Raw genomic sequence first — 20,343 nt, 5'->3', positions numbered from 1 at the left:
GGATTGCGAGCAGGCCGAGGCGGGAGACTCGCCGCCCCGGGCTCACTTGCGCCACCGCTTCCACCACGACTTGGACTTGGCGTCGTCGCCGGGCTCGGGCGTCTTGTGGGCGTCGGGACGGGCGGGGCGAGCGGCGGCCGCCTGCCCCCCGGGCCTGCGCGCCTCGATGTCCTCGCGGTTGCGTCGATCCTCGCAGGCGGGCCGCAAGATGGGCACGTCGACCACCATCGACTCGCGCCCCGTGGTCTGGCTGCGGACCACGTCGACGCTCTTGATCTGCCCGGTGCGGATCATCTGGCTCAGCGACTGGACCGTGTAGGGCCCATACTCCTTGCTGCTGCGCAGGACGACGAAGCGGCTGTCGGCGTCGTCCTCGGGGGGTTCCTCGTCCTCGGCATCGTCGGAGAAGCTACCGAAGTAGGGGCCGCTCTCGCTGGGCTCGCGCGAGTCCGCCGTACCGGTGTCCTCCACGCCATCGAGCGTTGCCAGGCGCTGGGCTGCATCCGCGTAGGCATCGACCTCGAGGTTGAGCATCGACGACGAGCTGCGCTCGTCGCCCTCGAGATCGTCGTCGACGTCGAAGCGGCTGTCGCCATCACCCACGTGCTCGGTGTACTCGCGGACCGCCGAGTCGGCATCGATGCCCGCAATCCGACGGGTGGCCCGATCGAGCTCGTCCATTTGGCGCCGCGCGGCGTCTGGATCGAACCCGCCGCGATCGGCCCCGGGGCGCGGTGGGGGCGTGCCTCCCTGTGGCTCGGCGGGGGGAGGCTGGGGCCCGTAGCCGGGCGGCGGCGGATAGGACGGATAGCCGGGCGGCGGGTAGGGTGGGTAGCCGGGCGGCGGATAGAGCGGATAGCCGTGCGGAGGATAGGGCGGGTAGCCCGGAGGGGGGTAGGGATAGCCACCGGCGCCGCCCTCGGGCGGATAGCCGTGCGGTGACGGATACGGGGGATAGCCGGGCGGCGGGGGATAGGGCGGGTAGCCCGGCGGTGGCGGATACCCGGGCGCTCCCATGGGGTCCGCGTAGGGATGGGCCGGCGGACCGCCATACTCGGGGGGGGGCGGGGCGCCGGGATGATCCGGGGGAGGCGGGGGGTCGGGCAGCGGACCGACCTCGCTCTTCATCTCCCAGTCGTCCATGTTGTCCTCGATTTCGGGTTCGGCATGGGCGGCCGCCATGGAGGCGCCGAGCCCGAGGTCGAGGTTGCCGGGGGGCCGGGTCGTGGTTTGGATCCCCTCGGCCCGAAGCGCCTGGGCGAGCTCGGCCTTGAGCTCCCCGATGTCGGGCGGTCGTTGGTCGGGATCGGGATCGGTGGCGCGTTCGAGACAGGCGAGCAGCTCGTCGGAGACGTGCAGATCCAGGTCGCGCAGCGGCTGGCCGGCGTCGGCCAGGGGGTTGCCGGTGATGAGCTCGACGAAGAGGGCGGCCACGGCGAAGACGTCGGTGGCCATCGTCATCGCGGGAGGCACCGCGACCTGCTCGGGGGGGACGTTGGGCAGCAGGCCCCCCGCGCGGAACCGGCGAAAGCCGCGGCTGCGGGGCAGGATGCTGCCCAGGCCCACCGCACCCAGCAGCACGCGCCCCTCGTCGGAGACCTGCACGGTGTCGGCGGTGACGTAGCCGTGCACCAGCTGCTCGTGCAGCGCGACCAGGCCGTTGCAGACGTGGGCGATGAGGATGTAGGCGGACTCGAGGTCGATCGGCTGACCGTACTCGCGTCGGTGCCGCGCGAATTCCCGCACGGTGCCGCCGCCTGGCCAGGCCTCGGCGATGAGGGCCTTGACCCCGGCGGTGCCCATGCCGAAGCACGGCAGCAGGTTGCGGTGGGCGACGTGTCGGCCGCGCTCGATGTCGCGGGCAAGCTGGGCGCGCACGTCGGGCTGGGCCACCAAGATGGGATCGAGCACCGTGACCAGGAGGGGGACTTCCTCCTGGCGAGCCTCGTACCAGAACCCATGAGGGCACTCTCCCAGGCCGCGCTCGATGACGATCGGCGTTCCGGGTCGAGCCCCGGGGGCGAGGATGTCTTCCGTGTCGAGGGGCGTGCCTCGGGCCAGGATCTCCACGGCGCCACGATAGCAGCTTTCCCCCGTGGCCCGTCGGGCCCGGCCGTTTGCGCGAGCCCGAGGCGCCGACGTCACGCGAAAACGGTTTTCACGGGCCTTCTTCCAGGCCCAGGGCCTGATCCACGCTCTTGGCCTTGGCATCGTCGCGCTGGCCTCGGATCCCCGCCAGCAGCGACTGGCCCCCCTCGCGGATCTCGGGCAGCGGGGCGTTGGCCGCCACCTCGATGATCCAGGGCTCCACCGCAGCGCGCACGTCGGCCGAGGTGGCGCGCATCTGACCCATGGCGAGGACGACCTTCATGCCCAGCTTGCGCTCGGGGCGGAGCAGCAGCGCGGTGTCGTCACCGCCGTCGGGCCGGAAGTGGATCGTGATGCGATCGCACAGCGTTCCCAGCTCGTCGGGGGTGGCGTCGTCGTAGGCCTGCATCAGCGCGAAGTTGGAGCGCTCGTCGGCGAGGATGCCCAGCCCGTGCACGATCGCGCAGCGGACCGGCAGCGAGGCCGAGGGCAGGCGCTTCTCGAGCACCTCCACCACCGCGCGTCCGCCTCGCTGATCGCGGTGCTGGGCCAGGGCCCAGGCGGCCAGGCGCTGAGTCTCCTCGTCGGCCCCGTGGAGCAGCTCTTCGAGCAAGGGCACCGAGGACAGCACCTGGATGCTGCCCAGGGCGTACATGAGCCGCGGATCGACGGTCTGCCCGGCCGCGAGCTGGGCGCGGATCTCCTCGTGGATGGCGGACGCGGCGGGCCGGTGCTGAAGGCGGCCGAGCGCCACCAGGGCCTCGCGGCGCACGGCCGGATTGCTCGAGCGCATGGCCCCGACCAGCGGCGTGACCACGGGGTGTCGCGTGGGCAGGTCGTGGAAGCGGCCGAGGGCCCAGGCCGCCCATGGTGCCGCGGGGCCCTCGCCGTGGAGCGCCTGGATCAATGCCGGCATCACGTGGGGACCGCGACGGATCGAGAGCTGGGCCACCGCCGCCTGCTGCTCCTCGGGAGTGCCCGAGCGCAGCTTGGCCACGTGAGTGCCGACGGTGCGGTAGTAGGAGTCGAAGTCGTCGTTGGCCAGGTTGAACACGAAGTAGGTGAGCAAGCCGCAGACCACCACCACCACGGGGAAGGTTCGGCCTTGCGGGCGCATCGAGGCGGCGAACGCCTCGTCGTCACCACCACGCTCGAGCTGTCGCGCGTCCTTGCCCTCGAGGTAGGCGCGGCGGAAGTTGCCTCCGAACACCAGCTCGTCGACGAGGAACGCGTCGAACAGGGCGACCACCACCATGGCCCCGTAGTACGAGGCCATCCACAGGGTGTCGCTTCCTCCCAGCAGGCCACCGCGAAGGGTGCGGGCCACGAAGATCGCGACCACGAGGCCGGCGAGGTTGGCCAGGAGCGTCAGGGAGACCAGCTTGGCGCGGATCGACCGCGAGCGGCGGCGCGCCGCGGGGGCGGGGGCAGGGCGGTCGTCGGACATCGCAGGGCCATTCATACCGGACAACGTGGACCACGGGGCGAGCCCGGGGTTCCCGCACCGCCCAAAACCGCCGATTTCTGGATCGTGGCGGCGCGGTGGGCCTAGCGTGCGGGCACCATGCCGTCCGACACCGCGCCGCGCCGCGAGGTTTTCGCGGGGCCCCCCGACGCGGGGGCCGGGGCCGGAACCCACCACGGGGCCGACCGCCCTGCGGGGGAGCGCGGACGGAGCCTGGTCCGCCGGATCCTCGGCCTGGGCGAGGGGTTGGCGATGGCCAGCGGGCTGGCCATGGCGCTGCTGCACCTGGCCGACGTGCGCGCAGTGGCCTTGCAGGGGCACGAGGTGGTGCCGGGGGTGAGGCTCGCGGGCCAGGACGTGGGCGGGATCGGAGCGCAGGCGCTGCGCGACCAGGCCCAGGCCCTGGGGCATGCTGCGCTCGATCGCCCGCTGACCCTGTCGGCCGGGCCGGCTCGGGTGCGGACCTCGGCCCGGGCGCTGGGGGCCGATCCGGTGATCGAGGCCTCGGTGGCCAGCGCGCTGGCGGTGGGTCGCAGCGGCGATCCATGGATCGATCTGCGCGATCGCGTGGCCGCGTCGCGTGGCGAGGTGGATCTGCCGATCGGCTATCGCTTCGTGGATGGTCCGGCGCTCGATGCCCTGCTGGCCCTGGCGCCGCAGGTGGATCGCCCTTCGTTGCCGACGCGGCTGGACCTCGAGCGGCGCAAGGTGTTGCCGGCCACCGCGGGCTCGGCGTTGTTGGCCTATGACTCGCTGTCCTCGGTGGCGGTGGGGCTGGCCGAGGGCGTCGATCACATCGATCTGGTGGTGCAGCGAAAGCCTGCGGTGGAGGACCCGCTGGGGGCGCTCGCCGACGCGCTCGACGTGAGCGTGGTGCTGGGCAGCTTCGACACGCCGTACTCGACGAGCGACGCCGATCGCAGCCACAACCTCAAGGTGGGCTCGACCGCGATCGACGGGGTGGTGCTGCAGCCGGGGGAGCTGTTCTCGTTCAACGAGGTGGTGGGTCCCCGCTCGGCCGAGGCCGGGTATCGCTACGCGACCGGCATCGAGGCCGGCGAGCTGGTCGACACTATGGGTGGAGGGATCTGCCAGGTGAGCTCCACCCTGTTCGGCGCGGCGTTCTTTGCCGGGCTCGAGGTGGTTCGTGCTCGCCCGCACAGTCGTCCCAGCAGCTACGTGGACATGGGGCTCGACTCCACCGTGGTCTATCCCGACATCGACATGAAGCTGCGCAACGGCTTCGACTTTCCCGTGGTGCTGCACATGACGGTGAGTCAGGGAAGGGTTCGCGCCGAGGTGCTGGGACCGCGGCGTCCCTATCAGGTCGCGTTCGAGCGCGAGTTGGTGGAGGTGCTGCCGTACTCCACGGTCTGGCGCCACGATGATCACCTGCGCAGCGGCACCGAGTCGGTGGCGCAGCGAGGCATGCGAGGCTTCAAGGTCAAGCGGATCCGCAAGCTCTATCAGGGTGGCGAGGTGATCAAGGAAGAGGACTGGGAGCTGCGCTACCCACCGACCACCGAGATCCTGCGTCGTGGCACCAATCCCGCGGGGCAGGTGCCCGAGGTGCAGAAGGCGCCGCCGCTGCGCGATCCGGCGACGGCGCTGCGCGTGGTGCAGTGACCCCACTTTCTTGCTGGTCGCGGGCCGGGTGAAGTACGCAAGAACGAGATCTCTTCGAAGGTGCTCCGGATGCGGTCGACGACGCGACCGTCCGAGCCACCGAACGAGTCATCGATTGAAGGACGAACGACCATGCGTGAGATGCACAAGTGGAAGGACAAGGTCGAGCTGTCGCTCGACAATCGCCAGATCTTCTTTCTCTTCTTCGGGCTCTCGGTCGTCGGCTGCTTCGTGTTCGCGCTCGGCGTCATGGTGGGCCGTCGCGTGGAGTGGAGCCCCGAGGGCGAGGTGGCGGCGCTGTCGGGGGATGGCCTGGCCCTCCTGCAGGACGAGCGTGCGCCCGGTGAGCCGCTGACCTTCAAGGAGGGACTGCAAGAGCCCGCGACCGACGAGGTTCCGGCCACCCGCGATCCCGGCCAGCCCCCGCGCGACGAGGACGAGGTCAAGGCCGAGAAGGCCGCGCAGGCTCAGGCGGCGGCGGGCAAGCCTGGCGCGAGCAAGCCGGTCCCCGTGGCCGCGCCCGCCGTGCCCGCGGCCGATCCCACCCTGGCCCGCGGTGGCGAGGTGATCGTCAAAGGCGACCCGTCGGCCGACTCCAAGAAGTTCACGCTCCAGATGAAGGCCTTCGCCCGCGTGGAGGAGGCCGATGCCTTCGCCGCCCGGCTGCGCGGCAACGGGCATCAGGTGCGCGTGGAGCCGCACGAGGTCAAGGGTCGCATCTGGCACCGCGTGCGCATGGGCTCGTACGACAACTGGGCCGATGGACTCGCCGCCAAGCAGGACTTCGAGGCGCGCGAGAAGATCATCGCCTACGTGGTCAAGCAGTAGAGGCCGGCGAAGCCGGCCGGAAGGCCCCGCGGCGCCGCCAGGCGACGCTCCCGAAGGGGCCGCCAAAGACAGCCCTGTTCACGAATCGACGAGGCCCGGGGGATCTGAGGATCCCACCGGGTCTCGTCAATTCGTTCGTTGCACCGCGACCGCCGGCTTCCCCAACGCTGCCGGCTTCCCCAAACGTCCCGGGCTCCCGCCGCATGGCGCATCCGATGACATCAACGATTCCGACCGCTTGGACGTCCACTCCTCGACCTTGCTAGAACCCCGGCCGTGCCTGCTCCGCACCACTCGAAGGACACGCCGGTCATGCGGCAGTTCCTCGAGATCAAGTCCCAGCATCCCGATGCGCTGCTCATGTTCCGCATGGGCGACTTCTACGAGATGTTCTTCGAGGACGCGGTCACGGCGGCCGCGGTGCTCGACATCGCGCTGACCAGCCGCGACAAGGATGTGGAGGATCCGGTGCCGATGGCGGGCGTGCCCTACCACGCGCTGGGGGGCTACCTGCGCACGCTGGTGGAGCGCGGCATGAAGGTCGCGATCTGCGAGCAGATGGAGACCCCGGAGGAGGCTCGTCGGCGCAAGGGTCCCAACATCGTGCATCGCGAGGTGGTGCGGGTGGTGACCCCCGGGGCGCTGCTCGACGAGGAGCACTTGCGCTCGGGCGAGCCCAACTTCCTCGCGGCGGTGGTCGCGGAGGGGGAGCGTCCGGGGGCGGTGGGGCTCTCGCTGCTCGACATCTCGAGCGGTGAGTTCGTGGTGATCGAGGCCGACGACGGACCGACCGCCCAGGCCGAGCTCGCCCGCTTCGGGCCGCGGGAGATCCTGGCCGACCCGGCCCTGCATCCGTGGCTCACCGAGGTGCTCGGACCGGAGGCCCCGCGCCTCGAGCCCGCGACCGAGGCACCGGCCAAGCCCATGCTGCGCCGCGTGGCGGGCATGGCCGACGAGGCCGGGGTCGGGCTCTCGCCTCGCACCAGCCGGGCGGCCGCGATGGTGCTCGCCTACGCCGAGGCGACCCAGCCCGGGCAGACCTTGCTGCTGCACCGGCTGCGACGCCACGAGCCGGCGGCCCACCTGGTGCTCGACGAGACCTCGATCCGCAACCTCGAGCTGCTGCGCACGCTTCGGGACGGGTCGCGCAAGGGTTCGCTCCTGTGGGCGATCGATCGCACCCAGACCTCGATGGGCGCCCGGACCCTGCGCGCCTGGCTGGTGGCGCCGTCGCGCGATCTCGAGGTGATCCGCGCCCGGCACGATGGGATCGAGGCGCTGCTGTCCGAGCCGGGCCTGCGGGGCGAGCTGCAATCGCGCCTCAAGGACGTGCGCGACGTGGTGCGGCTGGCCGCGAGGGCGCGCCTTGGCACGGTGACCCCGCGCGAGCTGGGGGCGCTGCGGGCCTCGCTGGCCGCGCTGCCCGCCCTTGCCCGGCTGGTGGCCGAGCTGGCGCAGCGGCGGACCGACGGCCGGCTCCCCGCGCTCCTCGATCTGGGCGACGACCTCCTGCCCGACGTCCACGACGATCTCGCACGCACGCTGGTCGACGATCCACCCGCCCACGGTCGGGACGGCGGCATGATCCGAGATGGTGCCGATCCCGAGCTCGACGAGCAGCGGCGGCTCCGGGACGGCGGGCGCGAGGCCCTGGCCGCGATCGAGACCCGCGAGCGCGAGCGCACGGCGATCCCCTCGCTCAAGGTCCAGCACAACCGGGTGTTCGGGTACTTCCTGGAGGTGCCCAAGGCCCACCTCTCGCGGGTGCCCAAGGACTACGTGCGCAAGCAGACCCTGGCCGGGGCCGAGCGCTACGTGACCGAGGAGCTGGCCGGGCACGAGGCCAAGGTGCTGGGGGCACAGGCCCAGGCCCTGGTGCGTGAGCAGGCGCTGTTCCTCGAGCTGCGTGGTCGGGTGAGCGCGGCGGGGGAGCGGCTTTGTCGGGTGGGCGAGCGGCTGGCCGTGCTCGACGTGCTGTGCGGCCTGGCCGAGGTGGCGGCGCGCCACGACTACTGTCGGCCGGAGCTCTGCGCCGAGCCGGTGCTTCGGATCGAGCAGGGCCGTCACCCGGTGGTGGAGCGCATGCTCGGGGCGGGGTGCTTCGTGCCCAACGACACCCGGCTGCGGGCGCAGGGGGCGGCTCCCGACGAGGCTCGCCTGTGGCTGGTGACCGGGCCCAACATGGGCGGCAAGAGCACGGTGATGCGCCAGGTGGCGCTGGTCGTGATCCTGGCGCAGATGGGGGCCTACGTGCCCGCGGCGACGGCCACCGTGGGTCTATGTGATCGGGTGTTCACCCGGGTGGGGGCGGCCGACGACCTCGGTCGCGGAGACAGCACCTTCATGGTCGAGATGCGGGAGACGGCCCACATCTTGGCGCACGCCTCGAGCCAGAGCCTGGTGCTGCTCGACGAGATCGGCCGCGGGACGGCGACCTTCGATGGTCTGTCGCTGGCGTGGGCGATCGCCGAGCACCTGCACGATCAGGTGGGCTGCCGCACCATGTTTGCGACGCACTATCACGAGCTGTGCGCGCTGGAGACCACCCTGGCGGGGGTCCACAACGTGCACGTGACCGTGCACGAGCAGCGGGGCCGGATCGTGTTCCTGCACCAGGTGCAGCCCGGTCCTGCGGGGCGCAGCTACGGGATCCAGGTGGGGCGCCTGGCCGGGCTCCCGGCCCGGGTGCTGCGCCGCGCCGGGCGGATCCTGGAGCGCTTGGAGGCCGATCCGCACGCGGCCGGGGCTCCGCAGCTCGATCTGTTCACGCCTCGCGTCGATCCGATGGCTCCCGACGACGCTCCCGAGGATGCCCCCAAGGATCATGGCCCGGTTCGTGCCCGTCTGGGCGGGAGTTCGGGCCTGGATCCCGCCGCGCACGACGTGCTGTCGGCGCTCGAGCGCCTCGATCCCGACGACCTCTCCCCTCGGCAGGCCCACGACCAGCTGCGCGCGCTGGTCGACCGCCTGCGCGGCGGTGCGTGACGGTGTCGGGCGGGGTGTGTTAGCGTCCGGGCCCGACGGAGGAACCATGCGGACGCTTGCGTGCACGATCCTGAGCCTCTCCTTGACCCTCGCCGGAGGGTGCGGCAAGGGCAACACGGTCGACCCCGCCACCGGCAGCAACCTGGTGGGTGACTACTCGAACAGCGACAGCCTCAGCGAGGACGACCTCGGCTTCGACGACGAGCCCAGCGACCTCGAGGACGACGGCTCGGAGGTCGAGGTCGCCGCCCTGCCGGAGCTGCCCAAGCCGGCCAAGCCGGTCAACAAGTGCACCACCCGCAAGGAGGGCACGGGCAAGAAGAAGAAGACCGTCAAGGAGTGCGGTCTGGTGGATCCCAAGCCGGAGATCAGCGCGTCGCACGGGGCACGGACCCTCAAGGGCGACTACCGCTGGGGCATGAGCACCAAGGACGTGTTCAAGCTGCTGTCGCGCGAGATCGAGAAGGAGTACGGCGAGAAGCAGACGGCCGCGGCCGACGATGCGATGGCGCAGGACAGCGCCCGCGAGTGGCGGGCCGGGGCGCTGCAGGATCTCAAGGCCAACCACGTTCGCTTCAAGGCGGCCTCCAAGCACCGCTGGGGCGTCTCGCTCATCCAGTACGAGTACGAGGACGACTCGGAGGAGGAGATGCTGTGGGTCAAGGCCAACCCGACCCTGCGCAAGTTCTACTTCTTCAAGGACGGGCGGCTTTGGAAGATCTTCTACGCCTACAGCCCCGAGACCTGGCCCGGCATGGACTACGCCAAGGTGGTCGAGGACAAGTTCAAGAAGTGGTTCGGCGTCAGCCCCAAGGAGAAGGTCAAGCAGGACCCGGAGACGGCCGAGCCGCTGGTGCGCTACTACGAGTGGCAGTCGTCCGACGGTGACACCGTGCGGTCGTTCGACATGACCGCGATCCATGGCGTCGTCGGCCTGGCCGTGATCGATGCGGCCGCCGAGAAGTCGATCGGCGAGCGCCTGCCCAACGTCGGCAAGGACGACAAGTTCACCAACACGGTCAACGACGTGCTCGGTGGATCGGACCTCTGCTACAACGACAGCGGCGAGATCATCGAGTGCAAGAAGGACGAGTAGGGTAGGCGTAGGCCATCACGCCTTGGTGCGGCGTCACGGGCGTCGACCGAGGTGGACCTCCGAGCCCCGCAGCCCTCCTTGGGCGCGGGGCTCGCTCGTGGTTGGGCGTCGAAGGCGGGGCGCCCCAAACGGTAGGGCCGGCTGCTATCCTCTTGGATGGGACGGACGCGCTCGTGCGGGAGCTCCAGGCCAAGAACCTCGTCAAGCTGCGCAAGCAGGAGTTCGAGGAATTCTGCCGCAAGCTGCTCGACGAGGAGGTTCGTCGATGTTTCGAGCCTCGCACGGTGAGGGTCATCGGGCCCGCACCCGAGGACTACGCGGACGGCGGGCGAGACCTCCAAACCATCGTTCGGAAGGCGCCTGGCGTCCGTAGCCAACATGGGTTGTTGCCGTTCGACCCGGGCAGCCTCTGGTTCAGCTGCAAGACCCTCAAGGACGAGAAGGGGCGTAGATGGAAGGACCAGGTTCGCGATGACATCGATCCGTCTCCACGGATCTTCAACGCAACGACTGGAAAGGTGACTGCGGATCCTGCGAAGCGTACGAAGGAGAAGCCCAAGCCACCACTTCGCTTGCTGGAGTTGCTTGCAGACGGCGGCGAGTACCGAGTCCTGCTGAATGTCGAGGGGGACCACATACCGGAATTCGAGGCTGAGCTCGCAACTCGACTGCAGCTGTGGATCGAGCATGGCCTGGGTCGGAGAGTGGACCTCACGGGTCGAGTCCAGGTGCACGATGCGACGGACATCGCCAATGCGTTCAACGAGCGCAAGTTCACCCTGACCGGCGAGCTGAGTCGATTGCTCGAGGTCGACGAGCCGCAGTTCCTCGAGTCATGGGAGCAATGGAGCGCGGAACTTCCCGAGGATCGGCGCAAGGTCCCATTCGTCGAGGACGGCGAGCGCACGCGATTGGTCGAGGCGTTGGGCTCGATGCTCGGTGACGGGACCCATGGAGGACCCGAGCGGCGGGTCTTTCGCCTCGCTGGCGCACCCGGGGTGGGCAAGACACGGGCCGTTCATCACGTATTCGAACACCCGAAGCACGAAGTCCTCCACGCCCGGATTCGCTATACCAGGGAAGCCGAAAGGGCCCGTGAGTGGCTCGAGAGCGAGAAGCTGGAGAGCTCACCCGACATCGTGCTCGTGGTCGACGAGGTCGAGCCGTACCTTGCGCATGACCTGTGGCGCAGCTTCGGACGTGCTCGGGCCGAGCAACGGGCTCGTTTGATCTTGATTGGCCCGCAGGACGACGGCCATGTAGGCAAGCCCGAACCGTTCTTCCTCGAGCGATTCCAGAGCCGGAGCGATCAGCGGACTCTGGTAGCGAACGACCTCCAGGCTGCGAAGGCGGAGGGCAGGGACGTTGGAGTGCTCGACGATGCGCTCGTCGATGTCATCGCCGATCTCGCGGAGGGCTACCCGCTATTCTCGATGTGGCTGACGCTGGCGTTGGCCGAGGAGCCGACGCTCCTCGATGACCCAGGATGCGATCTAACCGATGGTGACGACCCTTGGTATGCCACAGCTGCGGTCCTCGTCGGAGCGCCGTCGGCTCATGCGGGAAGGGAAGCCTGGAAGGCCGAGGCCGAGCTTCGAGCTCGAGCGCTGCTGCTGGTGGTGCTCGTGCCCGATGATCCCTTGTCCATGCCAACCGATCAGCAGTCCCTGCTGGTGAAGGCGCTCGGGGTCCATTCCTGGGAGGAACTCCACCGCGCGGCCTTCGCTTGCAAATATCGGCGGTTGCTTCGAGAGGAGCCGGCCAGCCACCACTACATCAGTCCCGCCAACCTCGAGCGACTGGTGCTCAATCACCTGTTGGGGAGGCCCGAAGGGCCCGACCCGGGCGTTCTTCGTGACGCAGTCCCGGAGGGGTTCGAGCGATTGCTGCGACGAGCCGCACGGGTCCGCGCATCCGAAGCGTGCCGTCGACGCCTCGCGCGGGCAGCCCTGGCTCCGTTCGAGGATGCCGAGGGCGAGCTGGAACCTCGGCTCCTTCGACGGCTCGGGCTCATTGCGGAGGTCCATCCCGAGCAGACGGCCTTCGGCCTGGTGCGTCTGCTCGATCGGGTGGGGGCCCCGCGGATCGCCGAAGACGACGGTCTGGTGGGACCGATCCGGGAGGCGCTGGAGCACGTTCGGCATCGTCGGATCGCTGGCCAGGCATTCGAAGCAGCCGAGCGGGCGCTGTTCATGCTCGCCCTCGAGAGGCAGGAGCGCTGGGGGACCAACGCGAGGGCCGTGTGGGCGAGCCTCTTCCAGGCGGTGCTCGACCAGACCCACCAGCCCTTCGAAGCTCGCCTGACGATCCTGAAGCATCGACTCTCGAGCAGCGAGCCCACGCAGCGGCACGTGGCACTGGAGGGCGTGGCCCAGCTCATCGTGGGTGAATCCGGTGGGTTCCACCCGGGCATCGACGACGTCGACGGTGAGTGGGTGCGGCCAACCGAGCTGGAGATCCTGGAGCGGCGTCGCACCGGTTGGCGGCTGCTCCTCGACATGTCCGACGATCCGGACGCCGAGGTCGGCGGCAGGGCTCGCACCCTCGTGGCCGAGCACTTGTGGACTGGTCTGTCGAGGTCGAGCCTCCGCGACGTGCTCGACGAGCTGCCCGAACGCGTGGGACGGTGGACGCCGGTCGAGCGCAACGCCCTGCGCGAAGCAGTCGAGGATGCGCTCGGACGGCACATGCATGAAGACGAGGAACGACGCGCCGTCATGTGCGAGCGGCTCGCCGACCTGCGCGAGGCGCTTCGCCCCACCGACCTTCAAGAGCGCTTGCTGTCCCAGGTCGGGCGAGGCTCTCCGGCCAAGCTCTCCATCGCCACCGCGGCCCGACTCGCCCAGGAACGGGAGGACGATCGGATCCTAGCGCGAGAGATCCTCGAGCGCCCCGACGTGCTCACGGCCACCCTCGCATGGCTGACTTCGGAGCAGGCCGGCCGTGCCCGGGCATTCGCCCACGCGCTCGGCCACGAGGACGACGCGCAGGCCCTGCTGCCCTTGCTGCTGTCAGCACGGGGCCATCACCCCGTGGATCCGCTCATCGTCAGCTACTTGAGCGGCCGGAGCGATGGCGCAGGAAGCATGGTGGTGGACAGCTGGCTGCTCGCGCATGCGAGCGACCCGAGCCTGACCAACATCGTCGCCCGCACCATCGTGGCCGTCGGTGGCACGGACGACCGCGCTCGGATCCTCACGATGCTGCTCCACCGCCCCGAGCTCACCGAGCGCTCCGTGCTCGGCCTCGGATTCTGGTCGTGGCACGAAGGCGTGAGCGTGGAAGCGCTCGACGCTCTCATCGCGGCGCTCGATCGTGCTCCTCACCGGTTCTGCCACCACCAGGGCCTGGGGCTCGTGGCGCGGCGGCTCGCGCGAGCGCCCGGCGCCGTCGATCCTTCGATCGTCGCGCTCGCCCACTCGCTGCTGCGCTCCACCAGTGCCGAAGAGCAGAGCGCCGTGCTCGAGCGCGACTGGATCGCGGTCGCCACCGGCCTTCACGCACGCGGTGACGCGAACGCGATCGCCACGGTGCTCCGCATCATCGTCGCGCAGGGCGGCTACCTCCGTCATGCGCGGGAGGTGCTCCGGCATTGGCTCGATGAGGATCCGACTGGGCTGTGGAGGGTGATCGTGGGAGAATTCCTCGAGCATCCGTCCAGACCTTCGTCGGTACTCCGGCGCTTCGCGAGCGACGTGAACGTGATCGGCGGAGGACCGGCCGAAGAGATCTTGGCGTGGGTCGGTCTCGATCGTTCACGAGGCCAGTGCGTGGCCGAGTGGTCGTCGCCTCGCTTCGACGAACTCGACCCCGTCGTGCGTGGGTTGCTGATTCGCTTTGGTGCCGATGGAGAGGTCGCACGCGCGTTGTTCGGTGCAGCCATGCAGCCACCCACGGGGCTCACCGTCAGCCGGTTCGAAGCCGAGCAGCTAGAGCGCGCCGCTCACTGGGCCGATGACCCGCAGCCTGCGGTATCGGTGTGGGTTGGCCGTCTGCGAGACGTCCTCATCGAGCGCGGCGAGGTGCGCCGTCGCCGTGGATACGGCTGAGCGACGCGTCCGTTCGTCTCGACCCAGGCACACCGCAAGCCGAGCCCCCGAGCCCGCCTTGGGCATTCGCGCATGCGGTGAATGGAGCACCACACACCACTTGCTCACCCTTGCTCCGACCTCCGCAACCGCCTCCAGGGTGGACGGCAACCCCGAGGGTCCGAGCGTCACCTCGCCAAAGCGGCCGAGGCAGCCTCCGGGTTGGGTGACCCACCGCGCCGAAGCGGTTCGCGGTCGGAGCACGTGGCCCACGCGCATCACGGGCGATGGTGCGGATGGTGGAGACGTCCGGCGACAAAAAGCATCGCTGGTCGCATCGGTCACGCTGTGAGCCCGACGGCGCGCCGTTCGAAGGGTTGAATGTTCCGCCCGCGCGAGTTTGCGAGGGCCTGTCGACGGCCCTGGTCGTCCACCGTCCCTTGCGATCGTCGTACGCTGCGACTGGGCCCAAGACAATTGTCTGAGCACGGGCGGAACATTCAACCCTTCGAGGAGGCGCCCTCACCGGCACTCCATCGCACGCACCACGCCTTCACCACGCCCTCACCACGCCTCCGAGAGCCACTCTCCCCGAGCTCCAGAACACCACTACCGAAACCAAAGCGTCGCCGACTGCTTGACCATCCCCGTCTCGAACTCCACCACCTTGCTGACCACCCCCTCGGGCTTGCCCACCGGCAGCTGATCGGGATGTGGAATCCCCTCGACGATCGCCTCCATGAAGCCGGTCCACATCGGCGTGGCGGTCGTGTAGCTGGCCTCCTCGTCGCCCATCGAGCGCTCGTACTCGTCGTCCCCCATCCAGGCCGCCGTCACGTAGCGCGCGGTGAAGCCCACGAACCATGTGTCGGTGGTGTTCTGCCGCTTGCTCGCGGTGCCGCTCTTACCCCCGGCCGGTACGCCGATCTTGGTGGCGTAGCGACCGATGCCAGAGGTGACCACGTCGCGCATCATCTTGGTGATGAGGAAGGCCGTGCGCGCGTCCACGATCTGGGTGGGCGGCTCGGTGGCCAGGCGCCCCAGGGCATCGAGGCGGCCGGCCACGTCCATGCCCTCGTCCCACGGGTGACGCTGGTCGAGCACCACCACCCCGCGCTTGTCGACGACCCGTCGGATCGCGTGGGGCTGCCACGAGCGCCCGCCCCTCACGAACACGCCGAAGGCTCGCGTCAGCTCGTCGATGCGCACGCACGAGGCCCCCAGCGACAGCGCCCTGTCGGCGATGAACTCGGTGGAGAAGCCCAGCCGCCGCGACCACTTCACCACCTCGTCGGCGCCGAGCTTCGAGAACAGCCGGATCGAGGGCAGGTTCAGCGAGTGGATGAAGGCGTTGCGCAGCAGCACCTGGCCCGAGAGCGTGCCGTGCAGGTTCTGGGGATCCCACACCTCGCCGGGCTCGGGCTCGTAGGGCTTGTCCTCGAGGATGGTGTCCATGCCGTAGCGCGGGGAATCGAGCGCCAGGGCGTAGTAGATCGCCTTGAACACGCTGCCGGGCTGGCGGCAGGCCTGGGTGCAGCGGTTGAACTGCGAGCGGTCGTAGTCGCGACCGCCCTGCATCACCACCACGTCGCCGGTCTGGTGATCGACGGTGTAGAGGGCCGCCTCGACGCGCGGCAGCTGGCCCAGGAGCACCATGGTCAGCTCGGGGCGCTCGGGGTCGGGTGGTCCACCGCGAGGGTCGCTGACGCGCTGCACCCAGATGACGTCGCCCTCCTCGAGCGCCTTGCGGACGTCGTCGAGCTGCAGCTCGTTGACGCCGGAGTTGCGATTGTAGCGGGAGGCCCAGGCCATGTGGCGCAGGGGCAGCACGGCCTCCTTGGCGCCCACGTCCACCCAGGCGTTGAACTTGTTGACCTTGGTGACGATGCCCAGGTACCAGCGCAGCTCGTCGTCGAGCACCGCGTCGCCGTACTCCTGACGCAGGCGCCGGCGCAGCTCCTGCCGCGCGGGCTCGCGGCGCAGCTGGGCCACGGGGCCGCGCCAGCCCTGACGGTTGTCGAGCCGACGCAGGGCGCGGTCGACCTCGATCGCGGCCCGGGCCTGGAGCGAGAGCTCGAGCGGGGTCTCGATGCGCAAGCCCTGGGTGAGCAGCGCCTCCTCGCCCAGCGTCTCGAGCACGGTCTGGCGCACGTGCTCGGCGTAGTAGGGCGCGCGCACGCGGAATGGATCGGGTTGGTCACCGGCCAGCACGATCGGCTCGGCGTCGGCGGCATCGCGCTGGGCCGCCGTGATGTAGCCGGCCTCGACCATGTCCTGCAGCACCACCCCACGCCGCTCCTTGGCGCGCTCGGGATCGGCCAGGGGGCTATAGCGGCTGGGCGCGCGAGCCAGGCCCGCGATGAGGGCGTGCTCGGCGAGCGTCAGCTCGGGCAGCGGCTTGCCGAAGTAGCGGCTGGCCGCCGCGGCCACCCCATAGGCACCGTGCCCCAGGAAGATCTTGTTGAGGTAGACCTCGAGGATTCGCTCCTTGGGCAGGCGCGACTCCATGCGCACCGAGAGGATCGCCTCGCGGATCTTGCGGGTGATGGTCTGCTCCTGGGTCAGAAAGCCCTTGGCGACCTGCTGGGTGATGGTGGAGCCGCCCTGTCGGATCGTGCCCGAGCGCAGGTTGGCGAGCAGGGCCCGAGCCAGACCCCGATGGTCCAGGCCTCCGTGCTCGAAGAAGCGGCGATCCTCGGCGGCGAGGAACGCCTGGACGAGCGGCTCGGGGACGTCCTCGTAGCGGGCGTACGAGCGATGCTCGCGAGCGACCTGGGCCAGCACTGCACCGTCGGCCGAGTAGATCTGGGTGACCCCGGGGGCAATCGACGCATAGGACTCGATCGTCTCGACCTCGGGCAGGTCGGCCGCGAACCATCGGTAGGCGGCCACGCCGGACAGCACGACCACCCAGCCCATGCCCACCAGCGCGAACGCGACATAGCGAAAGAGCCAGCCCAGAAGGCCGGCTCTCGCAGGATTGACGACCCAGACGCGAGCCGCAGGCCCGGTCCGCACCTCGGTCGGGCCCTTGGCCGAGTCCTCGGTCGAGCCCTCGCTCGAGCTGGTTGCCCGAGCGGGGCCCTCGGGTGACGCCACCCGAGGTTGGTCCTCGCTATCCTTCACCGCCTTCGGCAGAGCCATCCACGTTCGGGTCTTCGGCGTACCTCTTGAGCGAGGCCAAGGCCTTCTCCTCGGCCGCGTTCATCTCCTCGAGGCTCGCCTCGACCTGGCCCAGCGCCATCTTGTAGAAGTTGGCGGCGTTGTTGCCCTGCTCGATCCCGATGGCGTACTCGTAGGCCTTGCCGTCGGCCAGCAGGACCGTGACCTGGTTCTCTGCGACGCCGCGCGGGGCGACCGTCGCATCGCCGCCGCCCATGTCGATGATCTTGTAGGCCACCGCCTTGGACGAGTCGCCGCCGCAGGACTTGAGCCCGCCGCCCTCGGGGGGAGGTTCGCCCTCGGGCGGCACTTCGCCGCACAGGCTGTCGACGATCGCGACCAGCCGAGCTCCACCGGAGGTCATGGTCACGCCGTAGAGGGCGGGCCCGCCGACCTTCATGACGGCACCGTAGCCGCCGAGGACCTTGGCCATCAGGCTCAGGTTCTTCTGCAGCTCGGTGACCTGCGCGAACAGCTGGAACGTGGCCTTGACCCCGGCGGGGTCGACCGACGCGAGCTGCCAGCCGAACATCTCGCTGATCTGCGGCTGCTTGTCGAAGGCGGAGGTCAGCAGGGTGGTGACCTTCTCGGCGGCGGCCGCTGGATCCTGGGCCACGTCCTTCTTGAGGTCCTCCATCGCGAGGCTGACCGTCTTGCGGGCGTCGCTGACCGCCACGACCTGGGCGACCATCTTCTCGCCCTTGGCCTTGCCCTGCTCGATCCGCTCGCGCTTGCCGATGTTGTTGTGGCCGATCCAGCCGAACAGACCACCGAGCACGAAGGCGCCGAGCGCCGCAAAGACCACCAGCCCCTTGCTTCCGCGCGGCTTGATCTCGGGGCCGGAATCGATGAGGCCGGCGTCGGGATCGAAGCCACCGCCGTAGTCGGTCGGCTGCATCGGCATCTGGGCTTGCATGCCGGGCGGCGGTGCCTGCATGCCCGGCGGAGGCATCTGCATGCCGGGCGGCGGTACCTGCATGCCCGGCGGTGGGATGTCGTGCATCGCCACCTGTCCCGGCGGGGGTACCTCGGGCATGGCTGGCTCGGGGACGTAGCCGGGCGGTGGCACGTCATAGGCGGGCACAGCCACCTGGCCCGGCGGCGGAACCTCGGGCGCAGCCACATGCCCCGGCGGCGGGACCTCGGGCGCAGCCACATGCCCCGGCGGCGGGATGTCGTCGGTGCCAGCGGTCTTCTTGGCGAGGCGCGCCTTGAGGGCGGCCAGATCGGTTCCTGGTTTCTTGGGTTTGCTCAAGGCCTGGTCTCCCCCGGAGGTGGCGGCGCAGCGCGTCGAAAGTAGGCGAGCACGGAGCGGGTCGCGAGCACGAAGGGCTTCCCCGCGCGACCGTCGATGGGCTTTTCAGCGCGGCACAATAGATACAGCACGGTGGGTGTGTCAACGCCGCACGCGGGGGTAGGAGGGCTTTTCGGGTCGGCCGGGGCAAGCGCAAGCGGGGTTGCCGCATCCGCCGGCATCCGCATCCCAGATCGTCTTGGGTCGGTCTCCTCGGGTCGCGGAAGCGACGCCCCGCGCGGCCCGTGGACGCATCGATGGTGGTGATGGCCTTTGCGTGACGGTCCTGCGGCCTTGTGGTGTGGTTGGGGTCGATGAGCGCGACCCGCATGGCGGCCGGCTCGGTGTCCTCCGTCCTCGGGGTGTTCGGCGGGGCGTTCGATCCTCCGCATCTCGGCCACGCGATGGTACCCGCGTACCTGCGCCAGCGAGGACTGGTCGATCGCTTGCTGGTGGTGCCTTGTGCCGATCACCCCCTGGGCAAGGATCTCTCCCCATTCGCTCGCCGCATGGCGCTCGCCCGCGCCGCGATGCAGCCCTACGGCGAGGCCGTGGAGGTGAGCGACCTCGAGGAGCGACTCCACGCGGCTCACGGCGGTCCCAGCTACACGCTGCGCTTGCTCGAGGCCGTGGCGGCGGAGCACCCGGAGGCGGCGGTGCGGCTGGTGGTCGGCTCGGACATCCTGGGGCAGGTGCAGCGATGGCATCGTTGGGACGAGATCGAGCGCCGCTTTCCCCCGATCGTGGTGCCGAGGGCCGGGCATGCGCCGCCGCAGGCGTGCGCGCTTCCGGAGGTGAGCAGCACCCAGGTGCGCGCGTGGCTGCGCGACGGAGGACCGGAGGCTGCGGCAGGGCTCGACGCGACGGTGCCCCGGCAGGTGCTGGCGCTGCTGCGTCGGCCTGCGGCCGCGCCGGTGTGGGTGGTGGGCCGTGGTCACGTGGCCGCGCATGCGGTGCCCTGGCTGCAGGTGGCGGGCGCCACGGTGGTCCAGCTGAGCGCGCGCGCGCTGGTCGAGGGAGCCGCGGTGGTGCCCGAGCCCGCGCCCGGCGGGGTCTGGGTGCTGGCGCGGGACCCCGAGCTGCCGAGCGTGGCTCGTGCGCTCGGTGCCCTGCCGCGCTCGCGATTGCCGTCGTCGGTCCCGGTGCTGCACGGGGCGGGTGCATGGCGGGCGAGCGAGCGGCTGGCTCCGCTGGTCGAGCGTGGGCACCCGGTGGGTACCTTGCATCCGATCTGCAGCCTGCGATCGGAGCGGGTCGCTCCCTCGTCCTTGTCCTCCGCGGCGTTCGGCGTCGAGGGCGATCCCCCTGCACGAGCGCTGGCCCTTGCGTGGGTGGGGCGGCAGCCGTGGGTCGATCTCCAGGGGCTGTGCGCCACCAAGCGTCGGGCCTATCATGCCGCGTGCGCGCTGGCGGCCAATCATCTCGCGGTCCCCTACGTGACGGCGCGGCGCGTTCTGGTGTCCCAGGGGCACGAGGCCTCGACCGTCGAGGTCGCGCTGGCGGGCCTGATGCGAAGCGCGCTGGACAATCTGGCGGTGCTCGGGGTGCCCGAGGGGATCACGGGCCCGGTCGCGCGGGGTGACGACGCGGCGGTCCGCGCCCACCTCGAGGCGCTCGACGACGACGCTGCGGCGCTCTATCGGGTGCTGGCGGAGCGTCTGCGAGGGATCGTGTCCGAGGGGGCCTTCGAGGGGGCCTCCGAGGGTCGCGAGCCGTCGCCGGGGTGAGGTCGTGCCCCCCGAGCCATCGGTGGTCTGGTAGACTGGCCGTC

10 protein-coding genes are annotated in these 20,343 nt (G+C 70.2%); 6 read left to right on the top strand and 4 right to left on the bottom strand.

Features of this window, described 5'->3' with window-relative positions:
- Nucleotides 1-42: 42 nt before the first annotated feature.
- Nucleotides 43-2,070 carry a protein kinase gene (locus tag OEB96_RS33830; RefSeq protein WP_266220974.1) on the bottom strand — a complete coding sequence of 676 codons (2,028 nt, stop codon included), beginning with the start codon at nucleotides 2,068-2,070 and terminating at the stop codon, nucleotides 43-45.
- Between the two features lie 88 nt (nucleotides 2,071-2,158).
- On the bottom strand, nucleotides 2,159-3,535 hold the full coding sequence (locus OEB96_RS33825; RefSeq protein ID WP_266220973.1) for a HEAT repeat domain-containing protein: 1,377 nt from the start codon (nucleotides 3,533-3,535) through the stop codon (nucleotides 2,159-2,161).
- A gap of 117 nt (nucleotides 3,536-3,652) precedes the next feature.
- Here OEB96_RS33825 and OEB96_RS33820 point away from each other — a divergent pair, with 117 nt between their 5' ends.
- From OEB96_RS33820 to OEB96_RS33800, 5 genes are all read left to right on the top strand, one after another.
- The gene (locus OEB96_RS33820) at nucleotides 3,653-5,179 is read left to right on the top strand and encodes a VanW family protein (protein ID WP_266220972.1); all 1,527 of its coding nucleotides are present in this window, start codon (nucleotides 3,653-3,655) and stop codon (nucleotides 5,177-5,179) included.
- Nucleotides 5,180-5,311: 132 nt separating this feature from the next.
- Nucleotides 5,312-6,007 carry an SPOR domain-containing protein gene (locus tag OEB96_RS33815; RefSeq protein ID WP_266220971.1) on the top strand — a complete coding sequence of 232 codons (696 nt, stop codon included), beginning with the start codon at nucleotides 5,312-5,314 and terminating at the stop codon, nucleotides 6,005-6,007.
- 276 nt (nucleotides 6,008-6,283) lie between these two features.
- Complete coding sequence (gene mutS, locus OEB96_RS33810) at nucleotides 6,284-8,992, top strand: DNA mismatch repair protein MutS (protein ID WP_266220970.1); 2,709 nt, start codon at nucleotides 6,284-6,286, stop codon at nucleotides 8,990-8,992.
- 46 nt (nucleotides 8,993-9,038) lie between these two features.
- Nucleotides 9,039-10,088 carry a hypothetical protein gene (locus OEB96_RS33805; RefSeq protein WP_266220969.1) on the top strand — a complete coding sequence of 350 codons (1,050 nt, stop codon included), beginning with the start codon at nucleotides 9,039-9,041 and terminating at the stop codon, nucleotides 10,086-10,088.
- Between the two features lie 152 nt (nucleotides 10,089-10,240).
- Nucleotides 10,241-14,137, top strand: coding sequence for a hypothetical protein (locus OEB96_RS33800; protein WP_266220968.1), 3,897 nt, complete (start codon nucleotides 10,241-10,243; stop codon nucleotides 14,135-14,137).
- Nucleotides 14,138-14,725: 588 nt separating this feature from the next.
- On the opposite strand, the gene OEB96_RS33795 is transcribed toward OEB96_RS33800, so the two are convergent.
- Nucleotides 14,726-17,215: a penicillin-binding protein 1A gene (locus tag OEB96_RS33795; RefSeq protein WP_266220967.1), complete on the bottom strand. Its 2,490-nt coding sequence runs from the start codon at nucleotides 17,213-17,215 to the stop codon at nucleotides 14,726-14,728.
- A 16-nt stretch (nucleotides 17,216-17,231) separates the two neighbouring features.
- Nucleotides 17,232-18,533 (bottom strand): hypothetical protein, encoded by a 1,302-nt coding sequence (locus OEB96_RS33790; protein ID WP_266220966.1) that lies wholly within the window; start codon nucleotides 18,531-18,533, stop codon nucleotides 17,232-17,234.
- Between the two features lie 353 nt (nucleotides 18,534-18,886).
- Here OEB96_RS33790 and OEB96_RS33785 point away from each other — a divergent pair, with 353 nt between their 5' ends.
- Nucleotides 18,887-20,299, top strand: a complete 1,413-nt coding sequence (locus tag OEB96_RS33785) for a DUF2520 domain-containing protein (RefSeq protein WP_266220965.1) — start codon at nucleotides 18,887-18,889, stop codon at nucleotides 20,297-20,299.
- Nucleotides 20,300-20,343 lie beyond the last annotated feature (44 nt).

Source organism: Paraliomyxa miuraensis (assembly GCF_026337845.1).
GTDB lineage: Bacteria > Myxococcota_A > Polyangia > Nannocystales > Nannocystaceae > Paraliomyxa > Paraliomyxa miuraensis.
Note: the sequence above shows the minus strand (reverse complement) of the source record. Positions and strands in the feature narration are given on the sequence as shown.